27 protein-coding genes and 2 pseudogenes are annotated in these 22,783 nt (G+C 68.9%); 14 read left to right on the top strand and 15 right to left on the bottom strand.

What is annotated here, in order from left to right; all coding sequences use genetic code 11:
- Window positions 1-28: 28 nt before the first annotated feature.
- Window positions 29-1,294, bottom strand: coding sequence for an ATP-binding protein (locus BLT28_RS39175; RefSeq protein WP_030432001.1), 1,266 nt, complete (start codon window positions 1,292-1,294; stop codon window positions 29-31).
- 124 nt (window positions 1,295-1,418) lie between these two features.
- On the opposite strand from BLT28_RS39175, the pseudogene BLT28_RS39170 reads away from it, so the two are divergent.
- A pseudogene (locus BLT28_RS39170) lies at window positions 1,419-1,604 on the top strand (MBL fold metallo-hydrolase); the annotation flags it as partial.
- A gap of 72 nt (window positions 1,605-1,676) precedes the next feature.
- On the opposite strand, the gene BLT28_RS39165 reads toward BLT28_RS39170, so the two are convergent.
- From BLT28_RS39165 to BLT28_RS39155, 3 genes are read right to left on the bottom strand one after another with little or no spacing between them, the layout of a single operon-like run.
- Window positions 1,677-2,114 (bottom strand): hypothetical protein, encoded by a 438-nt coding sequence (locus BLT28_RS39165; protein WP_052407829.1) that lies wholly within the window; start codon window positions 2,112-2,114, stop codon window positions 1,677-1,679.
- Between the two features lie 2 nt (window positions 2,115-2,116).
- Window positions 2,117-2,353 carry a hypothetical protein gene (locus tag BLT28_RS39160; protein ID WP_156051403.1) on the bottom strand — a complete coding sequence of 79 codons (237 nt, stop codon included), beginning with the start codon at window positions 2,351-2,353 and terminating at the stop codon, window positions 2,117-2,119.
- Window positions 2,354-2,362: 9 nt separating this feature from the next.
- Window positions 2,363-3,040, bottom strand: a complete 678-nt coding sequence (locus BLT28_RS39155; protein ID WP_052407830.1) for a Crp/Fnr family transcriptional regulator — start codon at window positions 3,038-3,040, stop codon at window positions 2,363-2,365.
- On the opposite strand from BLT28_RS39155, the gene BLT28_RS42975 reads away from it, so the two are divergent.
- Window positions 2,939-3,613, top strand: a complete 675-nt coding sequence (locus tag BLT28_RS42975; RefSeq protein WP_407638787.1) for a PIN domain-containing protein — start codon at window positions 2,939-2,941, stop codon at window positions 3,611-3,613. The genes BLT28_RS39155 and BLT28_RS42975 overlap by 102 nt on opposite strands.
- Window positions 3,555-4,067: a DUF1269 domain-containing protein gene (locus BLT28_RS39145; protein WP_030432005.1), complete on the top strand. Its 513-nt coding sequence runs from the start codon at window positions 3,555-3,557 to the stop codon at window positions 4,065-4,067. The genes BLT28_RS42975 and BLT28_RS39145 overlap by 59 nt, the downstream gene beginning before the upstream one ends.
- A 173-nt stretch (window positions 4,068-4,240) precedes the next feature.
- On the opposite strand, the gene BLT28_RS39140 is transcribed toward BLT28_RS39145, so the two are convergent.
- Both BLT28_RS39140 and BLT28_RS39135 read right to left on the bottom strand, forming a co-directional pair.
- Window positions 4,241-4,996, bottom strand: a complete 756-nt coding sequence (locus tag BLT28_RS39140) for a glucose 1-dehydrogenase (RefSeq protein ID WP_030432006.1) — start codon at window positions 4,994-4,996, stop codon at window positions 4,241-4,243.
- Between the two features lie 69 nt (window positions 4,997-5,065).
- Entirely contained in the window at window positions 5,066-5,899 is an 834-nt protein-coding gene (locus tag BLT28_RS39135) for a helix-turn-helix transcriptional regulator (protein WP_030432007.1), read from the bottom strand.
- 173 nt (window positions 5,900-6,072) lie between these two features.
- Between BLT28_RS39135 and BLT28_RS41595 the strand changes: the two genes are divergently transcribed.
- From BLT28_RS41595 to BLT28_RS39105, 6 genes are all read left to right on the top strand, one after another.
- Complete coding sequence (locus BLT28_RS41595; protein ID WP_162184900.1) at window positions 6,073-7,032, top strand: beta family protein; 960 nt, start codon at window positions 6,073-6,075, stop codon at window positions 7,030-7,032.
- Window positions 7,004-7,171 (top strand): beta family protein, encoded by a 168-nt coding sequence (locus BLT28_RS42970; RefSeq protein ID WP_407638786.1) that lies wholly within the window; start codon window positions 7,004-7,006, stop codon window positions 7,169-7,171. The genes BLT28_RS41595 and BLT28_RS42970 overlap by 29 nt, the downstream gene beginning before the upstream one ends.
- Before the next feature lie 20 nt (window positions 7,172-7,191).
- Window positions 7,192-7,743, top strand: coding sequence for a hypothetical protein (locus BLT28_RS39120; protein WP_030432009.1), 552 nt, complete (start codon window positions 7,192-7,194; stop codon window positions 7,741-7,743).
- Between the two features lie 315 nt (window positions 7,744-8,058).
- Window positions 8,059-9,243 carry a S8 family peptidase gene (locus BLT28_RS39115; RefSeq protein ID WP_231950563.1) on the top strand — a complete coding sequence of 395 codons (1,185 nt, stop codon included), beginning with the start codon at window positions 8,059-8,061 and terminating at the stop codon, window positions 9,241-9,243.
- A 110-nt stretch (window positions 9,244-9,353) separates the two neighbouring features.
- Complete coding sequence (locus tag BLT28_RS39110) at window positions 9,354-10,016, top strand: hypothetical protein (RefSeq protein ID WP_156051405.1); 663 nt, start codon at window positions 9,354-9,356, stop codon at window positions 10,014-10,016.
- 116 nt (window positions 10,017-10,132) lie between these two features.
- A complete protein-coding gene (locus tag BLT28_RS39105) occupies window positions 10,133-12,076 on the top strand; it encodes a UvrD-helicase domain-containing protein (protein WP_030432012.1) in 1,944 nt (647 codons plus the stop codon).
- An 88-nt stretch (window positions 12,077-12,164) separates the two neighbouring features.
- On the opposite strand, the gene BLT28_RS39100 is transcribed toward BLT28_RS39105, so the two are convergent.
- From BLT28_RS39100 to BLT28_RS39090, 3 genes are read right to left on the bottom strand one after another with little or no spacing between them, the layout of a single operon-like run.
- Window positions 12,165-12,980, bottom strand: coding sequence for a DUF3626 domain-containing protein (locus BLT28_RS39100; RefSeq protein ID WP_030432013.1), 816 nt, complete (start codon window positions 12,978-12,980; stop codon window positions 12,165-12,167).
- Window positions 12,977-13,504, bottom strand: coding sequence for a hypothetical protein (locus BLT28_RS39095; RefSeq protein WP_030432014.1), 528 nt, complete (start codon window positions 13,502-13,504; stop codon window positions 12,977-12,979). Before BLT28_RS39095 ends, BLT28_RS39100 begins: the two co-directional genes overlap by 4 nt.
- A gap of 7 nt (window positions 13,505-13,511) precedes the next feature.
- A complete protein-coding gene (locus BLT28_RS39090) occupies window positions 13,512-13,979 on the bottom strand; it encodes an NUDIX domain-containing protein (protein WP_030432015.1) in 468 nt (155 codons plus the stop codon).
- A gap of 126 nt (window positions 13,980-14,105) precedes the next feature.
- On the opposite strand from BLT28_RS39090, the gene BLT28_RS39085 reads away from it, so the two are divergent.
- A complete protein-coding gene (locus BLT28_RS39085) occupies window positions 14,106-14,702 on the top strand; it encodes a class I SAM-dependent methyltransferase (protein ID WP_030432016.1) in 597 nt (198 codons plus the stop codon).
- A gap of 16 nt (window positions 14,703-14,718) precedes the next feature.
- Window positions 14,719-15,093 carry a YchJ family protein gene (locus tag BLT28_RS39080; protein WP_043813201.1) on the top strand — a complete coding sequence of 125 codons (375 nt, stop codon included), beginning with the start codon at window positions 14,719-14,721 and terminating at the stop codon, window positions 15,091-15,093.
- On the opposite strand, the gene BLT28_RS39075 is transcribed toward BLT28_RS39080, so the two are convergent.
- Window positions 15,090-15,869 carry an endonuclease I family protein gene (locus BLT28_RS39075; protein ID WP_407638840.1) on the bottom strand — a complete coding sequence of 260 codons (780 nt, stop codon included), beginning with the start codon at window positions 15,867-15,869 and terminating at the stop codon, window positions 15,090-15,092. The genes BLT28_RS39080 and BLT28_RS39075 overlap by 4 nt on opposite strands.
- Window positions 15,861-16,199 (bottom strand): annotated as a pseudogene (locus BLT28_RS42670) (DUF6359 domain-containing protein); the annotation flags it as partial. The gene BLT28_RS39075 and the pseudogene BLT28_RS42670, both read right to left, overlap by 9 nt.
- Before the next feature lie 260 nt (window positions 16,200-16,459).
- On the opposite strand from BLT28_RS42670, the gene BLT28_RS39070 reads away from it, so the two are divergent.
- Window positions 16,460-17,029: a TIGR03086 family metal-binding protein gene (locus BLT28_RS39070; protein WP_063766660.1), complete on the top strand. Its 570-nt coding sequence runs from the start codon at window positions 16,460-16,462 to the stop codon at window positions 17,027-17,029.
- Window positions 17,030-17,233: 204 nt separating this feature from the next.
- Complete coding sequence (locus BLT28_RS39065; RefSeq protein ID WP_030432020.1) at window positions 17,234-17,818, top strand: DUF3558 domain-containing protein; 585 nt, start codon at window positions 17,234-17,236, stop codon at window positions 17,816-17,818.
- A gap of 67 nt (window positions 17,819-17,885) precedes the next feature.
- Here the strand turns inward: BLT28_RS39065 and BLT28_RS39060 are convergent, their stop codons facing one another.
- Window positions 17,886-18,203 (bottom strand): hypothetical protein, encoded by a 318-nt coding sequence (locus BLT28_RS39060; protein WP_030432021.1) that lies wholly within the window; start codon window positions 18,201-18,203, stop codon window positions 17,886-17,888.
- A 110-nt stretch (window positions 18,204-18,313) separates the two neighbouring features.
- Complete coding sequence (locus BLT28_RS39055) at window positions 18,314-19,516, bottom strand: MFS transporter (protein WP_052407833.1); 1,203 nt, start codon at window positions 19,514-19,516, stop codon at window positions 18,314-18,316.
- A gap of 114 nt (window positions 19,517-19,630) precedes the next feature.
- Here BLT28_RS39055 and BLT28_RS39050 point away from each other — a divergent pair, with 114 nt between their 5' ends.
- Window positions 19,631-20,440, top strand: a complete 810-nt coding sequence (locus BLT28_RS39050) for an IclR family transcriptional regulator (RefSeq protein ID WP_043813146.1) — start codon at window positions 19,631-19,633, stop codon at window positions 20,438-20,440.
- 4 nt (window positions 20,441-20,444) lie between these two features.
- Here the strand turns inward: BLT28_RS39050 and BLT28_RS39045 are convergent, their stop codons facing one another.
- Together BLT28_RS39045 and BLT28_RS39040 are read right to left on the bottom strand one after the other, a co-directional pair.
- Window positions 20,445-20,978 carry a hypothetical protein gene (locus BLT28_RS39045; RefSeq protein ID WP_030432024.1) on the bottom strand — a complete coding sequence of 178 codons (534 nt, stop codon included), beginning with the start codon at window positions 20,976-20,978 and terminating at the stop codon, window positions 20,445-20,447.
- Between the two features lie 136 nt (window positions 20,979-21,114).
- Complete coding sequence (locus BLT28_RS39040; RefSeq protein ID WP_081900611.1) at window positions 21,115-22,710, bottom strand: carboxylesterase/lipase family protein; 1,596 nt, start codon at window positions 22,708-22,710, stop codon at window positions 21,115-21,117.
- Window positions 22,711-22,783 lie beyond the last annotated feature (73 nt).

Genomic DNA, 22,783 nt, shown 5'->3' with positions numbered 1-22,783 from the left:
CGGGCAGCCCCGCTCGGCAGTGATGTTCTCAGCTGTCCGACCGCCACAGCGCAGACACGGGAACCGCCCAGATGCGGTCGCCCAACGGCAGGGTCTGGGAACCGGCATGAACAACCAGACCGGTCGTGAATCGGCTCCCCAGCCTGTCCCGCAGCATCATCAAGTGCTTGGCGTGGCGAGCGATCGGCGTGCTGGTCAATTTGATCTCCAGCCCGGCCAGCTCACCGGTTCGTCGATCTTCCGCGATCAGGTCCACCTCGGCTCCATCGCGGTCGCGGAAGTAGGACAGGTCCACGCCCCGTTCACTCCAGGTCGCCTGTTTGAGAACCTCCGTGATGACGAAGGTCTCGAACAACGCCCCTGCCGCAGTGCCGTCTGCCACCGGGGCGAACGTCTGCTCACCAAGCCCGCAGAGGTCGGCCGCGAGTCCGGTGTCCACGACCACGACCTTGGGACGTCTCTTCGCCCTATTGGTGATGTTGGTCGACCACGCTGGCAGCAACTTCACCAGGTGGAGGGCTTCAAGCAGGGTGACGTAGTTCGAGGCTGTCTCACGACCGACTTCTGCATCACCCGCGATGCTCGAGACGATCAGTTCCTGACCGGTACGAGCAGCCAGGAGGCGCAGCAGCCGACGCAACTCTGCCTCCAGGCGGACCTCGGCCACGGGACGGAGCGCCTCCCGCGAGACGACGTCGTGCACGTACGCCTCGAACCAGTTCCGACGCTGCCGTCCGGCCAAGCCCTCGGTGACGATCTCTGGATAGCCACCTTCCAACAGCATCCGCACCAGGTCGGCGCGCGGCAGGGCTTCGGCCCTTCCGGGCCAACTCGTCGGCTCGAACAGTCGGTCCAGGAACGTCTCTCGCAGTCCGAGCCGCTCGCCCACGGACAGTGGCCACAGCAGCAGCCGCCCGGCACGGCCCGCGAGCGTCTCCGACAACCCTCGGTCGGCTAGGTAGTTGGTCGACCCTGTCAGCAACAACTGCCCACGCGTACGGTCTCGATCAGCCGCGTGCTTCACGGCGAGGAGAAACCCTCGCCCCGCGCGCTGGAACTCGTCGACCGCCGCCGGTCGCGGCAATGCTTCAACGAACCCGACAGGGTCGTCCGATGCCCGGGCCAACACTGCCTCGTCGTCAAAGCTGAACCATGCGTGCCCGGGCAGGTCGAGCAGGTCTCGAACCAGCGTGGTCTTTCCCGTTTGCCGTGCCCCACCCAGCAGCACGACACGGAACGACGACAGCAGTTCGGTCACCCTGGGTGCCGCGTTGCGCTGTACCAGACCTGCCACGGCGACAGGCTAACAGGCATAACGCGGAAGTTGTAACCGACAAAACGCGCAACTTCCAGCCAGCAGATCGCGCCACCCACGACAGCATCCTGTCTGCCGTCGTGTTCACCGCTACAGCGAACCCCACTTCCCGGGCGGGGTCGGCAAGACCTGGTCGCCCGAGGACTTCGAGTCGCTGATCGACGACGTGTCCTCGCGGATCTTCGACCACCTGCCCGACGAGACCTGGTTCTACCCCGGCCACGGCGACGACTCCGCCCTCGGCGCCGAGCGCCCCAAGCTCGCCGCGTGGCGCGACCGCGGCTGCTGAGCCGCACGACGGACAGGCCGCCGACCGGTGGCCCGTCCGCTGTCCCGTCGACGAACTCCGCCACTGCGGGAATCAGGCCACCTCGGAGCCGTGATCGCCCAGCCTGTCCATCAGCTTCCGGATGTCGACCGAGTCCTTCGGCCGCCCGAGCACCTTCTTGTACCTCAGCACGTCGGGCAGCGGGGCGAAACGGAGCCCTTCGATCACATCGGCACGATCGATCAGGCTTCGGGTGTCCCACTCCTCGGATATCCACCGGTTCGAGAACTGGAGGCGGCCGTTCCAGAAGGTCCAGACGCGGTCACCGGTGATGTCGCCGGTGGCCGGGAAGCCGCACGCGGACACGCGCCGCCACACCTCGCCACAGGCGACGATGTCCAGGTCGGGCACGTCATCCCGCAGACCGTGCGCGAGCAAGGGACCGCTGCCGAAAATGACGAACTCGTCCGGGTCGAGGTCGAAGTCGCGGAGTCGCTGGATCAAGCGGTTGTCTGACAGGCGTGTCGCCACGGTCAGTTCCCCTCAACGGGAGATTCGTCAGCACGGTCGGTCTTGGCGAGCTTGCTGTAGGCCCGGATGATGGCCGGCCGCTCGCCGGGCGCGCTCCCCCTGAGCGCGGTGATGAAGCGGCGTGTTTCGGACGACTCGCTGATCCGGTGCCGCAGCAGGAGAAACAGGTGCTTGGCGACGGTCGCCGCGGCGAGCACTGCGGCTACCCATCCCGCACTGCCGATCAGGTTCCAGGGCATCCACACACCTCAAATCGTCGCTATGCGGTTGCCGCAGCTGATCGCTTCGAGCGCTTCCCGGTCGCGGACTGCCAGGGACTGCCGCCCTGTGGTGAGGATTCCGTTCTCCTTGAAGGCGCGGATGACCTTCTTGACCGAGTCCAGCGACGCCCCGGTGAGGCTCGCGAGATCCGCCTGGCCGAGCCGGAACTCCACACCCGCGGACACCTGCTTTCCCAAGCCCGTCCCCATCAGCTCCACCAAGGCCTTCGCCAGCCGCTGCTCCACGGCGAGCTCCGATTCCGCGACCTTCTTCGTCGCCTGCTCAAGGCGCTCGTCGGCGGCGAAGATCTGGGCGTGCATCGCCCGCGGATTGGCGTACATGAACTCCAACCAGGCAGATGCGGGCAGATGGAGAACCTCGACCTCACCCAGGGCGACCACGCTCGCCGAGCGGGGCTTGCGCCGAAACGCGGCCATCTCCCCCACCACGTCGCCGGGACCGCGGACCGCCACGATCCGACCCGGCTCCCCGACGACCACCTTGACGTGGCCCTTGCGGATCAGCAGCGCGAAGCTGGTGTCCTCTCCCTCCTGGATGAAGACATGGCCCTCCTGCCGCCGCAGAACGGTGCCGACCTCCTCAAGACGGAGAAGATCCTCGCTTGTCAGGAGCGGCGACCCCGGCTCATAAAGACCTTCCCCCATGGAGTTGAGTGTACTTTTACACCCAACTTAGGTCAACCCGGCATCTCGCCGCGAGGCCGAACGCCTCAGCGCACGATGGCGCCGCTGGGTCGCCCGGCGGAACTACCGGACGAGGTGACGATCAGCGCGGTCACTCTCGCCGAACTCTCCGCGGGGCCGCACCAGGTCCGCAGGAACGACGAGCAGAGCACCTACGACGAAACCGCTGAACGCGCCCGTTGGCTCGACGTCGTCCAGCGAACAGAGAACGAGTTCGACCCTCATCGCGTTCGATGTCGAAGCCGCCAGAGCCTACGGCCGAGTGACCTCATGATCGCCGCTACCGCGATCGCTGAAGGCCTCCCCCTGTTCACCACCGGCGACTCGCACCCGGGTAACCCCGTAACACCACCAGAGCGGCTGTTCACCGCTGTGGCAACGCCGTGTTTCCACCCGTGCCGGGTGATGTGCCGTTGCCGCCGAAGGCTTGTGATGCCAGTGGCAGAACAGCACAAGCCGAGAGAAGGGCAGCCCCATGGCGACGTTGACGATCTGGCGGTTCAGCACGGCCGACGGTGCGGTCCGCGCCGCTGACACCTTGGCGGAACTGGCGAAACAACAGCTCATCACGGTGCACGACGCGGCTGTGGTGTCCTGGGAGGAGGACAGGCGGAAACCGAAGACCCGGCAGCTGCACAACCTGGCCGGGCGCGGCGCCCTGGGTGGCGCGTTCTGGGGCATGCTCTTCGGCTTGCTCTTCTTCGTGCCGTTGCTCGGCGCGGCGATCGGCGCGGCGGCCGGTGCGCTGGGCGGGGCGATGTCCGATGTCGGCATCGACGACAAGCTGATCCAACGGATCCGGGATCAGATCACACCGGGCACGTCGGCCCTGTTCGTCCTCAGCTCGGAGGCCGTGCTCGACAAGGTGAGCGACGCCTTCGCCGAGAAGCACGAGAGGCCGGAGCTGATCTTCACGAACCTCTCGGACGAGCAGGAGAAGAGGCTCCGCGAGGTGTTCGCGGAGGAGCCGGAGCAGCACCCGGTATGACCCGCTGGAATCCCGTTCAGCCGTTGCCGATACGAGCGGAAGGGCTGAAACCTCAGGTTCTCACGCTGCTTGCGCGCCCATGGCGAGCTGGAAACGGCCGGGCGCCCCGTGCCAGAACAGCGCCGGCTCGTCGCAGACGCGCGTCGCAGCGACCGACAGCAGAGACCGATCGGCTACAGCATGACTCCGGGGATGGCGGCGACGAGGCCGCCGTCGATGATCAGGTCCTGGCCGTTGACGTACGAGGCTTCCGACGACGCCAGGAAGGCGACCGCGTCGGCGACGTCCTCGGACGTGCCGAGGCGACCGGAAACCACCTCGGCGACGACGGCGGGCTTGGTCTCCTCGGCGACGGCCTCGTGGAACATCGCGGTCTCGATGTAGCCGGGGCTCACGGAGTTCACCCGGATCCCGCGCGGCCCGAGTTCGGCGGCGAGCGTGTGCGCGAGGTTGTGCACGGCGGCCTTGGTCGCGGAATAAAGGGTGCCGGTGACCAGACCGCGGTGCAGCGTCCACGAAGCGTTGATCACGATCGCGGCGTTGTCCGACAGCAGCGGAACGGTCTTCTGAATGGTGAAGTAGACCCCCTTGAAGTTGATGTCCACGACCCGGTCGAACTCGGCTTCGGTGACCTCGCCGACGGGCTGGAAGGACGCGACGCCCGCGTTGGCGAAGACGACGTCCAACCGTCCGAAGCGCTCCTGGATCGCCGAGGTCATCGCGGAGAGGTCGTCGAGGTCGGCCACGTCCGCGCGCACCGCGAGGACGCGATCGCCGCCCAGGTCCTCGACCGCGGCGTCGAGCCTGGCCTTGTCGCGGCCGGTGATGACGACGTGTGCGCCCTCGGCCAGGAGCCGCCGGGCGGTGGCGAGTCCCATGCCGCTCGTGCCACCGGTGATGAGCGCGATCTTGTTGTCGAAGCGTGTCATGGCACAGAGCCTGCGGCGGCGTGCACCGCTGGAACAGGGCGAAGCTATCCGGGGTGTGGCACCACCACGTTAAGCAGGCGGAGCGAGCCGGATGCGCAGGAGCCGCTCGACGCGCTCCGCCGTCTCTGTGCCGGGGCGCGGGTTGAACAGCTCCAGGCGCCAGTCCGGGTGGTCGGCGACCACCATGGTCGTCTTGTCGAAGACCAGGTCCCCCACCTCGGGGTGGTGCGCCGCTTTCACCGCCTGGCTGTGCCCACCCACGTCGTGGCGCGCCCACAACTCGGCGAACTCGGAGCTCACGGCGCCGAGGTCGTCGACGAGCCGAGCGAACTCCGCGTCTTCCGGGAAACGCGCGGCGTCGGCCCGGAAAGCGGCGACGACGTCGGGCGCGATCGAAGCCCAGTGCGGCTGCGCGTCGCGGTAGCGCGCATTCGTGAAGAACGTGACCAGGCAGTTGTGGGAGCTCTCGTCGTAGCCGAACACCGCCCGCGTGGAGTCGTTGACCGCCAACACGTTCCAGTACCGGTCGTGCAGGATCGCGGGCCGCGGTGACCACGCGTCGATCAACTGCCGGAGTTCCGCGGTGACCGCCGTGGTGCGCGCGCCTCTCGGCCGTGGCGGGTTGAGGCCGGCCAGCAGGTAGAGGTGCACGCGTTCCGGCTCGGCCAGGCGCAGCGCCACGCTGATCGCGTCGAGCACTTCGGCGGAGACGGTGATGTCGCGCCCTTGTTCGAGCCACGTGTACCAGGACACCCCGACCCCGGCGAGCACGGCGACCTCCTCGCGTCGCAGCCCGGGGGTCCGGCGCCTGCCCGCGGCCACCATGCCGACGTCCGCGGGCGCGAGCCGGGCACGACGGCTCCGCAGGAAGTCGCGGAGCTGTGCGCGGGACTCGCTGGCCATGCGGTCACGGTAACAAGACCGCACGTTTGAACGTCCTCCGCTCTCCCCCCGGCCACTGACGATCCGCTCAGGCAACCGCCAGGAACCCATCAGGCGAAACCTTCACGAGACCTGCCGTTGAACTCGATCTCGCACACTCGATTTCGTGCTTTGCACGAGTTTCGGGAGGAAGCGTGACACCGCGTCGACCTGTGGTCTGCCTGAGAAGCAAGCAGGGTGAACTCGAAGCGCTGCGCCATCTCGGCGACGCGAGCGCCCAGCCGACAATCATGATCGAGCTCCTGGATTCGGTCATGCCCAAGGACTCCGGCTTGCTCGCGGATCTCGTGAGAACAACCGCGCTGCTCGCCTCTCTGGACCATGCGCCGTGGATCGACGTCCACCGGCTCACCGAGTCGAACTTCTTGCGCCAAAGCCCCGGCGGTCCTTTCGAGTTCCTGGAGAAGCTCGTCGAGCACGAGTTGGAGGACTACGGCTTGGCCGGGCTGGACAAGGTCGCCCTGGTTCCCGTTGTGCCGATCGCAGCGCGCGAGGACGATCTCCGCACACTGCGGCTCCTGCAGGAGAACCAGCAGCGTGACGTGGTCGTGCGCCTACCGCTGACCGATCTCCCGGCGTCCGCGCTCGCCGACCGCGTCCGGCGCGTGGCCCAGCACTCCGGAGTCGAGCGCGGACGCCTGCACGCAGTGATCGACATGGGGTACGTCGAGAGCGTCCAGCCCATGAAGGTGACCCTGGCGGCGCGAATGAAGGTGATCACGGAAAGCTTGCTGGGCCCGGGGGCCACGACGCTGCTGGCGGGTTCCATCCCCTCGGCGCGCAGCGGGTACGCGACCACCGTCCAAAACCGGCCGGAATTGCCGATGTGGCGCGCGGTGAACGAGACTTCGAACGAGAGCGCGATCCGATACGGCGACTACGGGGTCGCGCACCCGGTGCCCCCGCTCGCCGGTGGCCGCAGCCGCTCTCCCAATCCCTACCTGTACTACACCGTTCCGGGCCGGACCGTGTTTCTCCGCAGGCACGTTCCTCAGGAGGACCGAGAAGGAGAACCGAGAAGGAGAACCGTTCGGCACGGCCTTCGCCGATCTCGCCGAGGAACTGGTGAACCATCCCGACTTCGCCGGGAGTGATTACTCGTGGGGTGACCGAGAGCTGGTGCGCTGCCGCCGCGGCGGAAAGGGGCGGGCGGGTGCTCCACGGCGCTGGATCGCCATGGCGACGTCGCACCACCTCGGCCACCTGTCCCGCAGAACGTCCGCTGAGTTCTGAGGGCCTGTAAGACTGCGCGCATGAGCGCCGTCCCGCAGATCATCACGCTCGTCGGTGTCCTCGTCGGCGGTGTGATGTCGTTCGCCGCCACCACTCTGGTCGAGCGGAGCAAGTGGCGGCGAACCCATTCGACCCGCTGGGACGAGAAGCGGCTGACGGCGTACATCGAGTACGCCAACGCCGTGAAGACCTGCGCCCAGCTGTCGTACCGGCTCGCCGCGACGCGCGGCTACCCGGCGGGGGCGCAGCCGATCAAGCTCGAGGATGGGCTGAGCGCGTTGGCGGAGGCGGAGATCGAGCGCACCGTGAAGTGGGAGGCGGTGCTGCTGCTCGGCTCCCCCGAGGCCGTCGCCGCGGGCCGGAGCTGGCACGAGGCGATCTGGAAGCTCAGCTGGGTGGCCAGGGGGCAGCAGATCGACCACGAGGAGTTCATCGGCATCTACGAGATCTCCGGCCGTCGTCGCGACGAGTTCTACCGGTGCGCGCGGGCGGATCTCGGTGTGCGAAGCGGAGATCTGCCGCGTCCCACCCGTGACTGGCTCCCGCCTGCGGACAAGGACGTCTCCGCCTGACCAGGCTGAGGACGCGGTGCGCTGCCGGCGAAAGTGGATCAAGATTCCCGAAGGACGTCGGGGCCCCTCTCGTCGCCGCCGCGCCTGTTCCGCGAAGGCCGCACTCGCAAAGCCGCCGGAAGTGGTCACGCTGAGTCAGAACATGGGCGGGGACACCAGGGCCGAACGGAGGATTCTTGACGTTGAAACAACAGTGTTGACCCACATGAACGTGTCTCGTCACCCTAGAGGGTGCGCCACGATCGTGTGATGGTCATGCCTCGTCAACCCTGCGGCGGGGCACGCGCGGTCGTGGTGACCCAAAGGAGCCAACACGTGCATCCTGTCAGCAGAAGCGTCGCCGTTCTTTCGGCCGCAGCCACCCTCAGCGCCCTCGCCGTCACCGCGGCGAACGCCGCGCCGCACGAGGCGCCCCTGATCACCACCACCGCGTCGGCGACCGTGCAGCCGGTCAAGGACTCCTACATCGTGCTGCTCGACCCCGCCAAGGCGGGCGCCCGCGGGCACAGCGTCGCCGCCGCGGCGAACGTCGTGCCGAACGCCGTCTACGACTCCGCGGTCACCGGGTTCTCCGCCACGCTGACCCCGGCCCAGCTCCGCACGCTCCGCCGCGACCCCGCGGTGAAGAGCATCGAGCAGGACGTGCTCGTCACCGACGCGCTCGACGCGACGCAGACCAACCCGCCGTCCTGGGGCATCGACCGGGTCGACCAGAAGAACGGGCCGCTGTCGAAGAGCTACACGTACAACGTGAACGGCTCCGGCGTGCACGCCTACATCATCGACACCGGCATCACGCCCAGTCACGCCGACTACGGCGGGCGGGCGACCTTCGACTACAACGCCGTCGACACCAACAACACCGACTGCCACGGTCACGGCACTCACGTGGCGGGCACCATCGGTTCGAACACCTACGGCATCGCCAAGGGTGTCCGGCTGCACGGCGTGAAGATGATGAACTGCTCCGGCGGGGCCACCACCACGTCGGCGCTCAATGCGATCAACTGGGTCACCCAGAACGCCCAGAAGCCCGCGGTCGCCAACACCTCGTGGAACTTCACCGCGTCGGAGGCGCTGGAGACCGCGATCCGCAAGATGATCTCCTCCGGTGTCTTCCTGGCCACCTCGGCGGGCAACACCAGCGGCAACTCCTGCGACCGGCTGCCCCGCAAGGTGGAGACCGCGACCGTGGTGGCGTCCACGGACAGCAACGACAGCCGTTCGTCCTTCTCCAGCACGGGTTCGTGCGTCGACCTCTACGCGCCCGGCGGCAACATCGTCTCCACCGTGCGCACCGGTGGCAGCGGCACGATGAGCGGCACGTCCATGGCCACGCCGCACGTCGCGGGCGTCGCCGCGCTGTACAAGTCCAAGAACGGTGACGCGCCCGCAGCCACCGTGCACGACTGGCTGAACTCCAACGCGACCCCGAACGTGGTCAACGGCGGTGCCACCGGTGGCACCGTCAACCGCCTGCTGTTCACCGCGGGCCTGTAAGGAACCCAGAAGTCCCGTACCCGGATTCGTCCGGGTACGGGACTTCTGGCATCCGCCTGAGCGGTCGGCGTTTCCGCGTCACGACAAGTCCCCTGTTCCGTTGACACCACATGGCGAAGAGAAGAATCGGCGGCGCCGGAGGCGGATCGGATCCAGGCACCAAGGCGGCACCTGTCGTGGCGGTCGCGGTGGCGGGCGCACTGGCCATCGGGGGCAGCGGAATCGGCGCGGGTGGCGCGTCATCGCTGGGGTCGGTGGCGGAGTCGGCGGCGCTGCGCAACATCAGTGCGAAGAAGGCCGACGGCACGAAGGCGGCGAAGAGCGGCAACGCGCAGCAGACCTGGCGCCGCATGGGGCTGCGCGAGCTGAAGAAGGCCGCCAAGAGCGACGCGAACTGCGTGCTGAACTCCTTCGGTGACATCCGCGAGTTCTTCGTCCGCACACCGTGCAAGTCGTTGGAGCGCCGCATTTTCGCGATCGGTGACGACGCGGGGAACGCCGCCGTGGTGTCCGTTGCCTGGGTCCGCTTCTCCACGCGGCACCAGGCCGAGAGCTTCGAGACGCTTCACAAGATCCACGGAAACGGCGACATCACACCGCTGGCCGGATCACTGCTCGGTATGGCGGGCATACGGTTCACGGCGAACCACTACGGATCCCGCCGCAACGGCACCACGATCACCATCGCCGAGGCGGAATCCGCCAAAGGCAACGTTCACGGCGAGGCGCTGAAGGTGCTCGCGGACGTCTCCTCGTACCTGCCGCGTCCTTGAGTCAACCCCATTGCCGGGCTATTCCTCAGGCTGTTCCCCTACACCGAGTGCGACTTCCGGATGACTGGCCGTCATTTCCGTCCGTGCCGCCGGCGGCGCTGCCTAACGTGCTGGACATGGCCCTGACCAACCAGGCACGGCGGCAGGTGGAGCAGAAGGCGAGCGCGGTTCTCTCGGCCGAGTTTCCCCACCTGCGCCCGGCGTACCGCCAGATCTTCGTGGCGTTGCTCGCGACAACGGCGGAGGGCTGGCGCCTCTTCCTCCGCGAGGACTCCGGACGTGCGGGTGCGGATGCCTTCCTGGTCGGTCCCAACGGTGTTTCCGCCATCGTGGTCAGTGAGGCACCCCCGGACGAGACAACGGCACAAGCGCTTCTTCGGCACGCGGAAGCGCGGTGTGCCGGCATCCACGGCCCGCACGGGCAGGTCCTCGCGCGCAGCGCGGTCAACCTCGTGTTGATCAGGCCGGGCGGGAACTCCGCGCCGGTCAGCAACGACGGCCTGTTCCGTTCCTTGACCGCGGAGAACCTGCCCAAGCTGTTTCAGCGCGACGCCGTGCACTTGAACCGCCGCCAAGTCGACTCGATCGCCGAGCAAGCAGCCAAACGCCTTGCGGGATATGCGGAACTGCGCGTGCGACCACCGGAGCGCACCCCCGAACAGGTCGGCCTGCTCGACGTGGCGGACCTCGAAGAAGACCACCTGGCGGCGGCGCAGGAGAGCTCGTTCGAATCCTGGATGACGTTCCTCCACCCCCATCAGCAAGCCGTGGTCACGCGCAACTACAACGGCCCGGCCCGTATCAGCGGGCCGGCGGGAACGGGCAAGACCGTGGTGGCGTTGCACAGGTTGCGATATCTGGCGAGGCGCTCCACCGGACCGCTGTTGTTCACGACTTTCGTCCGTTCGCTGCCTTTGGTGCACCGCACCACGTTTCGCAGGCTCGCTCCGGAACTCGCGGACCGCGTGGAGTTCACGCATCTGCACGCGTGGGTGCGCGGATTCCTGGAACGGCGGGGTACGGGGGTGAACGTCGATCGCGGACAGGTCGACACGGCGTTCAGCAAGGCGTGGCAAGCGCATCGCGCCTCGTTGGAGTCCGTGGAGCCGATCGCGGTGTACTGGCAGAACGAGATCGACAGGGTGATCAAAGGCAAGGGGCTGACCACCTTCGACGACTACGTCAAGGCGAGCCGGACCGGACGCGGCATCGGGCTCACCGCCGGCCAGAAGAAGCTCGTGTGGCGGCTTTATGAGACATACCAGCGAAATCTGGCCGAGAAGCGCCTGCACGACTACAACGACATCATTGACCTGGCCTTGGCCGAACTGCGGCGGGAGCCGCTGAGCGAGCCCTATTCAGCGGTCGTCGTCGACGAGGTCCAGGACATCACGCTCAACGGTCTGCGCATGCTGAGCACGCTGGCAGGGGATAATTTGCTGCTGGTCGGGGACGGGCAGCAGCAGGTGTATCCCGGCGGCTGGCGGTTGTCCGACGCGGGAATCCCCATCCAGGGACGCGGCGAGGTGCTGCGGGTGAACTACCGCAACCGGGCAGAGGTGCTGAGCTTCGCCCAGCGCTTCGACGCGAAGAACCGCGTGGACGACCTGGACGGCGCCGCCGGTGTGGCGCTCCGCGATGTCGAGTCCGCAAACCCGGGTGGCACGACGCGGTCCTGGCGCGGATCGGAGAAGGAACTCGCCGAGGCGCTGACGGACGCGATCCGCGAGCTGCCGGTGCCCGTGGGGAACGCGGCCCTGATCGTGTTCCAGCACAACGAGCTCAAGCAGTGCAAGGCGGTGCTGAACAAGGCGAAGATCCCGTACCAGGACCTGGAGTTCTACGACGGCGAGCCCAACGGCAAGCTGAAGGTCGGGACGGTCCACCGGGCCAAAGGTGTTGACTTCCAAGCTGTTCTGGCCGTCCATTTCGCACAGTCCGCAGTGGACAACGATGAGGACCTGCAGGGCAGGCAGCACCTCGTCGCAGCGACCCGGGCGCGCGATCACCTGTGGTGGGGTGTTGTCGAGGCTCAGACCTCGGGCGGGGTACGGCCGTAGCTGACCGAGCGCGGCGCGCGCTTCCCTCAGCCACCGGTGAAGCAGCCGTCAGGCTGGTGGTCGCTTTCGAGGACCGGGACGGGACGCGTTACGCGCTGAACCAGGAGTAGCCGAAGCGAGCGGTGCAGTGCCACAGGCGCTTCAGGCGCTGCGGGTCGTACTGCCCGGTTCGAGCAGCTTCTCCGATCACGCGGGCGTCGATGTATCCGTTGCGCGCCAAGGACTCCCCGAGTTCGACCACGTCCGGGCCCCGGTAGTCGGCGTGCGCGCGGAGAACGTCGACGCCGAGGCGGAACCCGTGGTGCCACTCCACCGGGCAGGGCAGTTCCGCGGCGAGGCGTTCGACCTCGGTACCTCGGAAGCAAGGGTCCAGCACGAGGGCTTCGACATCGGTGCCGACAGTGACCGCGCCGTGGACGTGCGCCTCCACGTAGTCGTCGAGCAGGTCCTGAGAATCGGCGTTCGCCTTCTCCACCAAGGACATTCGCTCGGCAACGCCGAAGTCCACCGGCTCGAAGACGCTGTCCGGGTAGCAGAACGTGGTGCGGCGCATGGTCTCCCACGACAGCCGGAAGTGCGCGGAACCGAAGCGCACCGCGGCCCCCGCCGCCCTCCGCCGGAAGTTCAGCGCCCCGTACTTCGGCCGTTCCGCCGGTGGCGCATCGTCATACGCCGCACCGAAAATACGGCTCTCCCACCGCCAGCGGTCCCCGCCGGGGTGAGCGGTCAAGCCACCGTTGCTGGTCCCGGTCTCGAACTGCGAGCGGTAGGTCCCGTCCCGGACGATGCTTTCCAGGGCCCGCTCGGGGTGCAGGTGCAGGTTCACCCGCAGGTCGGCGGCGATCGGGGTTCCGACGGAGCGCTCCGCCACGAAGGCGATCGCCCGCTCCTGGGGAGACCTCACGCGGCCGCGCGCACCGCGATCGCGATCGGACGGCGCTCCCGGCCGTGGGGCAGGTACTTGCGGATGGCGCGCTCGCCCTCGATCTCCTCCCACACGATGGCCATCCGCTCCAGCCACCTGGCCACGGTCAGCGCGGGCTCCGCGCCGAGCTCGCCCATGTCCAGCGGCTCGGGCAGAGCGGGCCAGGCCGGCTGCTTGGGCTTCTTCTCCAGCGCGTCGTAGACCGCCTGCAGTTCCTCGCACAGCGCCGCGAAGCCCTTGAGCGTGGCGTCCGGGTCGATGTGCGCCTCGACCTGCACACCGAGCCGGCGCAGGGCCTTCTCCCCCGCCGCCGTCGCCAGCACGCGGCGGCCGCGGACCAGCAGGCCGATCTTGGCGACCTCGCTGACCGGCAGCACCCACGCGCCGGTCAGCCGGGGCATCCCGGTGTCGAAGCCGGTGTGCACGTGCCAGACGGCGACCTCGTCACCGCGGGCGTCGACAACGCAGTCGGTCATCTTCTCCTCCAAGAGCGGGCGGGCCACGTTCCTATCAGACCCCGCCCTGGGCCTGCTCCAGGCGCTCCAGGAAAACCCGTTGCCCGGCAACGATTTTCTCCCTGGCCTCGGCGAGGGGGAACCAGGCGACGCGGTCGACCTCCGGGAACTCCCGCAGGGCGCCGGAGCCCTTCGGCCACTCCATGGTGAACGTGCCGGGAACGACGTCGGCGGGGTCCAGGTCACCGCGCACCGCCCACGCGGTGACGTACTTGCCGCCGGACTGGCGGACCTCGCCCAGCTCGATCAGCTCGCCGTCCGGAACGGGCAGCCCCAGCTCCTCGGCGAACTCGCGCCGGGCGGCCGCCTCCGGCTCCTCGTCCTCGTCGTACTCGCCCTTGGGCAGCGACCACGCGCCCGCGTCCCGGCGCGCCCAGAAGGGGCCGCCCATGTGGCCGAGCAGCACCTCGGTCCGCTCCCCGACCCCGCGAAACACCAGGACTCCCGCACTGCGCCGCACCATGGCCCGAGCTAACCACGTGTGACGGAGGACTCAGCGAGGTGACCACTATCCAGTGACGGGGAATTGTCAACAGTGCGGCCGGGACGCCACGATCAAGATCAGTAACGCGACGAACGAGGAGAGCGGTTGTCCAGCAGAACCGGCCCCGGCGAGGCGTACGCGCGGGCCTGCGACCGGCCGCACTCGGGCCGGGACGACATCTCCACGCTCGTCGACTTCGTCCGGACCAGGACCGATCCGGCCGTGCTGCTGGAACTGGGTGTCGGTACGGGGCGGCTGGCGATCCCACTGGCCAAGGCCGGGGTGCGCGCGTACGGCGTGGACAGCTCGCCCGCGATGCTGGCCCGGCTGCGGGCCAAGGACCCGGAAGGGCTGGTCACCGTGTTCGAGGGGTGCATGACCGAGCCGCCGATCACTGCCCCGTTCGGGTGCGTGCTGATCGCGAGCGACACGTTCGCGCTGCTGCCCGACCGGGTCGCGTGGGCGAAGTGCTTCGGCGCGGCCGCCCAGCGCCTGTCCGCGGACGGCAGGCTGATCATCGAGGGTGCCCTGCCCGACCCGGCGTCCTGGGGCGGGCCGTCCCCGATACCGCGGCCGGAGGAGCTGGACCTGCTGGCGGGCAACGTGGCGCTGCGGCTGACCGAGCGGTACGAGGACTACGCCCAGCAGCCGTTCACGCTCTACTCACCGAAGTGCGTCTCGGTGTACCAACGCGTGCTGTGAGAATCACGGCGTGGCCATGACCTGCCCCTGCGGGCTCGACAAGTCCTACGACCAGTGCTGCGGCGCCCTGCACTCCGGTGCGGCCGCCGCGTCCACCGCGGAACAGCTCATGCGTTCCCGCTACAGCGCCTTCGCCGTCTCCGACGAGGCGTACCTGTTGCGCACCTGGCACCAGGACACTCGCCCATCCACTGTGGACTTCGAGCCGCGCCAGCGGTGGACCGGGCTGGAGATCCTGTCCACCACCGGCGGCGGCGTGTTCCACACCGAGGGCAGCGTCGAGTTCGTCGCTCGCTACCGCGTCCGCGGTCGTGCCGGGGAACTGCGGGAGAACAGCACCTTCGTGCGCATCGACGGGCTGTGGGTGTACGTGCGCGGGACGATCGGCTAGGGCCAGATCGACCCGACCCACTCCGGGTGGTCGATGAACGGGTTCCGGTTGCGCTGGAACCGCTCGAAGATGAGCTGGTTGCGCCGCTTCTCGAAGGCGTCCGGCGGGTCCTGCTCGCTCCACTGCTTCAGCACCGACAGCTTGCCCATGAAGGGGTTGGTTCCGTTGTTGACGCTGTTGTTGACCTCAAGGTCTGGGAAGCCGTCACCACCGGCGTAGCGCACCGCCATGTAGAAGATCATCCGGGCCACGTCGCCCTTGGCGAAGTTGGCGGGCTCCCAGGAGTCGGCGTCGGTGAAGTTGCCCGGCGCCTCGCCGACCGGGGAGCCGCCCATGTCGAAGTCCTTGCTGCCGCGTGCGGAGTTCACCGAGACGTCGGTCGGCCGCAGGTGGTGCAGGTCGGTGCCGGGCCCGGTCGCGGTGCCGAAGTCCCCGTGCGACTTCGCCCAGACGTGCTCGCGGTTCCAGTCGTCGGGGTTGCCGCCGCTCGCGCTCTTGCTCAGCGAGCGGTTCTCGTAGAACAGCATCACGTTCGCGCTGTTGTTCGGGTCCTCGTCGGTGACCTTGAGCGCTTCCCAGACCTGGTCGTAGGACAGCTTGGTGTTGGTCTTGATGATCCCGTGCAGCGCGGCCTTCAACGCGGGACCGGTCTTGCCGATCGCGTCCCGGTAGTAGTCGTCGCTGCCGACCGGCGGCGGGCTCGTCGAGGTCGTCGGGGGCGGCGGCGTGGTCGTGGTGGTGGTGCCACTCGGCGTGATCGCGGTCGGCGCGGTCAGCCCGGCGTGGGTGAAGTAGGGGCCGAGCCTGCCGGTGACGTCGAGCCGTTTGCCGAGCAGGCCGGGGTTGGTCCGCAACCCGTACGAGGCCCTGAACGCGGACGTGACCTGCACGTAGACCATGCGCGATGGCGCGGTCTCCCCTGCCGCGTCGGCGAGCGCGATCGCGGTGTCGGAGGGGAAGTTCGAGCGCACGACCGTGGACGCGGCGGTCGGCTGGCCGACCACGTAGCCGCGCACCGTCGCCGAGGAGCCGTTCTGCTGACCGATCGCCTGCGCGACGGTGAGCGGGGTGGCCGCGCTCGCGGTGGTGGGACCTTGGACCAGCACGACCGCGGCGATGACGCCGAGCGAGACGGCCAGTGAACTCCAGCGACTGCTTCGAGTGGCAAGCACGGGCGATGTCCTCTCCCCGACGTTGACGGAGAGTGTCCGGATCTCGCTCGAAGGGGGGAAGGGTTGCTTTCAAAGCTCGCCGAAGAGTGAACACTTTGGGGCGTTCCGTTGTCAGAGCGCCCACCTGTTTTCGGGCTGGTCCGCAGGTCCTCGGGGACCTTCGTGCGGCGAGGTGATCGGGCTAGCCTGTGCCGGTGAGCGAAGCGATTCTGCGGTACCGGCGGGCGATGGCGGGGTTCGACGCGGTGGCGGGGGCGGTCCCCGCGGACCGGTGGACCGCCGCTTCGCCGTGCCGGGGCTGGACCGCGCGCGACATCGTCGGTCACGTGCTGGCCTCGCAGGACATGCTCTTCGCCTGGATCGCCGGGAAGCGCCCGACCGTGCCGGACGAGGACCCGTCAGCCAGGGTCGGCGAGGACCCCCGCGGCGCGTGGCGCACCACGTACGCGGAGGTGGACACCGCGCTCGCCGATCCGGGCCTCGCGGCGCGACCGGTGACGACCTACCCCGGCGGACCGTCCACAGTGGACGAGATTCTGGACAGCGGGCTCGTCGAACCGCTCGTGCACGCGTGGGACCTGGCGCGCGCGACCGGCGTCGAGTACGCCATGGACGGCGCACTGGCGACGGAATGCCTGCGCGCCATGAAGGAACACGAGCAGCGGGTGCGGCTCTCGGGCATGTTCGGCTCCGAGAACCCCGTCACCGCCGACGCGACGCCCGGTGACCGCCTGCTGGCGTTCCTGGGCCGCGAACCCGTCTAGGACCTGTCCTCACAGCAACGAGCCGACTGACAGCCGCCGAGACATGATCGGCTTCGTCGCTCCTCGCCTCGCTCTTGGTCGAGGCCTTGAGTCCCAGGGCAGTCATCTCGCCTGGCAGGGAACGTCGGGGCTTGACGGATCGTCGGCTCGGGCCAGCACTAAAGTGGTTGCCTCGTTTCCCGGAGCGGTACCGGAAGGCTAGACATGATCCGCAAGTCGCTGCTCGGCGTCACGCTGGTCGCCGCAGCTCTCCTCCCAGCCTGCTCGTCAAACGGCAGCGCCGGTGGTGGGCCCACCGCCTCCGGCGCACCGCCCTCGATTGATCCCTCGCTGCGCGTACCGGCGCCACTGGCCGTCCATGACCTGTCGGGCAACCCGTGCTCAGGGTTGGCCGACAGCCAGGCCACAGCGATCGGGCTCGCCGCACCAGGGAAGACCGCCGAAGGCCAGACCGGGAAGAGCTGCCGCTGGCAGTCCGCAGCGCACGACGCCAACAAGATCTTCATCTCGCCGTTGAGCGTGCAGCAGAGCGGTCTCACCGGCGTGTACGCCACCCGAGGAACGGCGAAGTACTTCGAACCGGCGACCGTCGAAGGCTATCCGGCCGTCTACGCCGACAACGCCGATCTGCGGCCAAGCGGCTCGTGCGCTCTGTGGGTGGGGGTCACCGATCAGCTGGCCGTCGGCGTCACGTCGAGCATCCTGGTCGGCCCGAATGTGAAGAACCCCTGTCCCATCGTCAAAGAGGTCGCGGCGGCGATGGTGCGGCACCTGAAGGGCTCCGCGTGACGGTAGCCGGACACCGGGGACCGCAACTGCGGGAAGCCAGCGGGCAGTGCGGTTTTGAGGACAGGCCCTAGGCCTGGGCCTCGGGGGTTTGGTCCTGCTGCTGCTCCCCGAGGGCGAAGGCGACCTGGCCGTCGTCGGTGACCTCGGCGTCCAGGATCTTGTCGTCGAGGTAGACCGCGGCGAGCGGGTCGAGGAAGACGTGGGTCCCCTCACCGGCGAGGACCTGGTCGTCCTCCTCCGGCCCTGGCGTGATCGACATCTCCAGGGCGCCGGGCTGCCCGCCATCGGTGGTGGCGGCGATCCGCAGCCCGGACCCGTCGGGCACTCCCTCCGCTGAGGTGATGGTGCGGACGACCTCGATGGCCGTGGGGGTGAAGACGAGCATTCCGCTCTCCCTTCCGGGGATCTCGGCGACCGAAGCCGGCAACGCTAGCCGGGTACCCCCGAGCCCGCAGGATGAACGCGCGGGCTGCTGAAGAGTTCTCGATGCGGACCCTACTTCCGTTGGTGCGCTTGGCCGGCGCCCAGCAGGGCCACCGCGCCGAGCGCACCAACGACCGCGAAAGCGTAGAAACCCCAAGGGTATGCGACACCCGCGGTGAGCAGTGCCCCGCCGAGCAGCGGACCGGAGATCGCGCCGATCCTGCCGATCCCGGCCGCCCATCCCAGGGCGGTGGCGCGGTTGTCCGCCGCGTAGACCCGCCCGATGTAGGCGTATACAAGCACTTGCGAGCTGAACACGAAGAACCCGGCGGCGAGGACCGCGGCGTACACGCCGATCTGCGGCAGGCGCACGCTGAGCAGCGCGAGGGCCACCGCCGCGACGGCGAACCAGGTGATCCCCGCCCGGCGCACGCCGACGCGGTCGGCGAGGGAGCCCGCGACGAGCAACCCGGCGATCGCACCGAGGTTCAGCGTCAGCAGCAGGCCGAGCGCGTCGCCGAGTTCGTAGCCGGCCGCGCGCATGATCTGCGGCAGCCAGGTGTTCAGGCCGTACACCAGCAGCAGCCCCATGAACGAGGCCGCCCAGAACGCGACGGTCGCCCGCCCGCGTCCCTCGTGGAACAACGACGCGATGGTCGCCAACGAGGACTTCGAGTCCTCGCGGGAGAAGGAGTCCGGCAGGTACCGGATCATCAGCGGTACCAGCACGAGCGCTGGGGCGGCGCCGATCACGAACATCGCCCGCCAGCCCAGCTCCGGGATGACGACGATGCCCAGCAACGCCGTCAGCACCGCGCCGACGTGGTAGCCGGTCATGATCGTCGTGGTCCCGCTGACCCGTCCCGCCCTTGCCTGTTCGGTGACCAGGGTGATCGCGGTCGGCAGGCAGCCACCGAGCCCGATCCCGGCGAGGAAGCGCAACAGCCCGAAGACGGTCACCGAGGGCGCGACCGCGCACAGCGCCGTGCACAAGGAAAATCCCGCGACGGCGAACACCAGCGCCTTGCGCCTGCCGATCTGGTCGGTGATCGTCCCGATGACCAGGGCGCCCACCATCATGCCGAGCAGGCCGACTGTGGACACCACGGATGCGCTCGCCGGGGTCAGCCCCCAGACCGCGCCGTCCAGCAGCGTCGGCAGCACGGTGCCGAGCACCACCAGGTCGAATCCGTCCAGCAGCACCGCGCTCCAGCACAGCGGAACGACCCAGCGCCGCGCACCGATCCGCTCGTGAACCGGGTTTCGGGTGGGCATGAAACCTCCGGAGAAGATTCGGCGGGCCTTGCGGTGCGCCAAGAGTGCTGGCAACACTTCCGCCGCGCCCAGAGATCTTCCGGTCAGCGGAAGCCATCCCAGGAAGGCGGCCCGATGCCCAAGCCGGCGACCCCGCCGTCCAGTGTGTCCGCGCGGCTGCTCAGCGTCCTGGGCGCGTTCGGCCCCGGCAGCCCGCGGCTGACCCTGTCCGAGATCTCCCGGCGCACCGGCCTGCCGCTGACCACCGCGCACCGCCTGGTCGGGGAACTCGCTGCCTGGGGCGGGCTGGAGCGGGACGGCGAGGGGCACTACCAGATCGGCCTGCGGCTGTGGGAGATCGGCGCGCTGGCGCCGCGCGGGCTCGGCCTGCGCGAGTCGGCCATGCCGTTCCTGGAGGACCTCTACGAGGCGACGCACCAGAACGTGCAGCTCGCCGTGCTCGACGGGAACGACGCGGTGTTCCTGGAGCGGCTGTCGGGGCGCGAGGCGGTGCACGTGTTCACCCGGGTCGGCGGGCGGTTGCCCGCGTACGCGACCGGGGTCGGGCTGGTGCTGCTCGCGTACGCCCCGCACGAGGTGCAGGAGGCGGCGATCTCCTTGCCGCTCAAGCGGTTCACCGAGAAGACCATCCCGAACGGCGCCGTGTTGCGGCGGGTGCTCGCCGATGTGCGTCGCCAGGGCTTCGCGCTCAGCGACGGGCAGATCGAGCTGATCGCGGTGTCGGTGGCGGCCCCCGTGCACGGGCCGGACGATTCGGTGGTCGCCGCGATCTCCGTCGTGGTGCCGTCCGAGAACGGCGACGCCTACGCGCACCTGCCCGCCGTGCGCGCCGCCGCCAGGGGCATCTCCCGGGCACTGGGCGCCCCCAGCGCCCGGCGGCTGCCGAGCCCGGTGCACCGCGAGACGTTCAGCGCACCGGGTTAGCCGCTCAGGAGATGGTCAGCTCGCTGGTGTACTCCGGCCCTCTCGGCTCGGCCGCGGCGGCCACGGCGGAGCGCTTGGTCGCGCCGCTCACCCGGTAGGCGAAGGTGAACCGGAGGTTGGCCATGCCGGTCTTGCCGCCGACCTTCACCGGGAAGGCGCAGTGGCCCCACAGGTCGTAGTTCTTGTTGCGGGCGTTGTTCGGCACCGAGGAGTGCCAGGTGTAGGTCACCGCGACGTTGGCGTGGTGGTCGCTGTACGGCAGCTGCATGTGCCCGGCCTTGCAGGTCATCCGGCCCGCCGCGATGGCGCGGACCTGCGGCGCGACGGTGAACGACCACGGCATGGTGACCGGGCTGCTGGAGGTCCACTGGGCGCTGACCTGGGCCGTGAACGTGCCGTTGGAGTCGGTGCGCTTGTAGGCGGGCGACGGGCTGGCGAAGGTGTGCCTGCCCCCGGCCGCCTCCGCGGGCAGGGCGGTGCCCGCCAACACGACCGCGGCGAGCGCGGAGACCAGGGCAGCGGAGTACGAGCGGCGCATGAGGAGTCCTTGTCAGGTTCTAACCAAGTACTGCGATTGCTCGCCAAGTAGAACCCTCGGCGGCCGCGCGAGCAGCCCTTCTGTCGCCGTTGTCACACAAAGTAATCAGATTTCATTACCCTGAGTAATGAACAACTCACCTCAGGGAGTTCCAGAACGCCAGCTTGTGCTGGGCCACGTAGTCGATCCGGCGGACGCTGTTCTCCCCCGGCGCCAGCTGCTGCACGAATTCGCCGGAGCCGAACGGCTCCCACAAGGGCAGCGCCGATCCGTTCGGATTCGCCGAACGCGCGAAGTTCGCCCAGTACCGCATCATGTCCGAGGACAGAGTGCGCTGTTCCGGGCTGATTCTGCGGTCGAAATCGGCATCCCGGAAAAGGTAGGGGACGTCGGCGGCGTGGAAGGCGCCCGGCGGCAGGCTCGGCGGCAGCGGCAGGTACATCGGGGCGCCGCGGTCGGCGAAGGAGTAGAAGTACGTCGGCGCCTTCCCGGCGAACAACCTGGCCTGCTCGTAGTTCGCCCGCGCCCACATCCGGTCGGTCAGCACCGCGGCCCAGGCCACGCTCGGCGAGGCGTAGGCGGAGAGCGGGTACTTCGCGATGATCTCGGGAGCCTGATCGCCGAACGCCTCGGTCACCAGCTCCGGGAAGCGCTGCGGGGTCACCGGGTTGCCCACCATGTCGTGGAACAGCCCGACCAGGGTGCTGTGCTCGTCCCGGGTGGTCCCGGTGATCACCGGCACCGGCTCGGCCCGGCCATCGCGCAACGCCTTCGCGGGCAGCTCCGGCAGTGCGGACGTGCCGTAGGCGTAGGGCTGGAACAGCCGCATGTGCGGGATCAGCTTCGCCACCGGCACCGCGCGCAGGCAGTCCAGCGCCCGCGCGGGATCGGCGCAGCCCACCTCGGCGGCGATCCGGGTCCCGTCCGCCTCCGCTGACGGCAGCGACCTCCAGCCGTACCACTCGATCGCGGGCAGCCCCGGCATCATCGTCGCGGCGGGCAGGTCCATCAGGGCGAACCCGCTCTGCACGATCGCGCGCTGGAACAGGCCCTTCGACCCCGGCGCGGTCATGTGCGCGGTCGTGGCGAGCGCGCCGTAGGACTCGCCGAAGAGCGTCACGTTGCCGGGGTCGCCGCCGAAGTCGCGGATGTTCTCCCGTACCCAGCGCAGCGCGGCCTGCTGGTCCTGCAGCCCGTAGGAACCGGAGTCGGCGAGCCCGGGGTGGGCGAAACCGCCGAAGACCCCCAAGCGGTAGTTGATCGTCACGACGACCACGTCGCCGGTGCTCGCGAGACGGCGCGCGTCGAAGTAGCTGCCCGCGCCGACCACCCCGTCGCCGTGCACCCACACCATGGTCGGCTTCGGCGTGCGCGGGGTCGCCGAGCGCGGCGCGGTCACGTTCAGGAACAGGCAGTCCTCGGTGGCGCTGTCGGAGCGGGCGTAGTCGGTGGACTCCTGCGGGCAGGGGCTGCCGGGCTTGGTCGCGTCGCGGACCCCGGACCAGGGCGGCGCGGGGTGCGGCGGGCGCCAGCGCAGCGCACCGGTCGGCGCGGCGGCGTAGGGGATGCCGGAGAAGCTGCGGTGCTCGGCGGTCACGACGCCCCGCAGCGTTCCGGCGGATGTGCGCACCAGCTCGCCGTCGTCCTTGCCCGGGCTCATGGGCCCGGCGCAACCGGCAACCGTCAGGAGAAGGGCGGACAACAGGACCGGGGAGACACGTCGCGCGCTCATGTCAAGAGAACTACCCACTCAGCGATTGCGCAGACAGGGCCGTCAGTCATGAATCCCGAGTGCCCTTTGTCAT

The sequence above is a fragment of the Allokutzneria albata genome (assembly GCF_900103775.1).
Taxonomy (GTDB): Bacteria; Actinomycetota; Actinomycetes; order Mycobacteriales; family Pseudonocardiaceae; genus Allokutzneria; species Allokutzneria albata.
The sequence above is the reverse complement of the archived record's forward strand: the minus strand, read 5'-3'. Positions and strand labels throughout refer to the sequence as shown.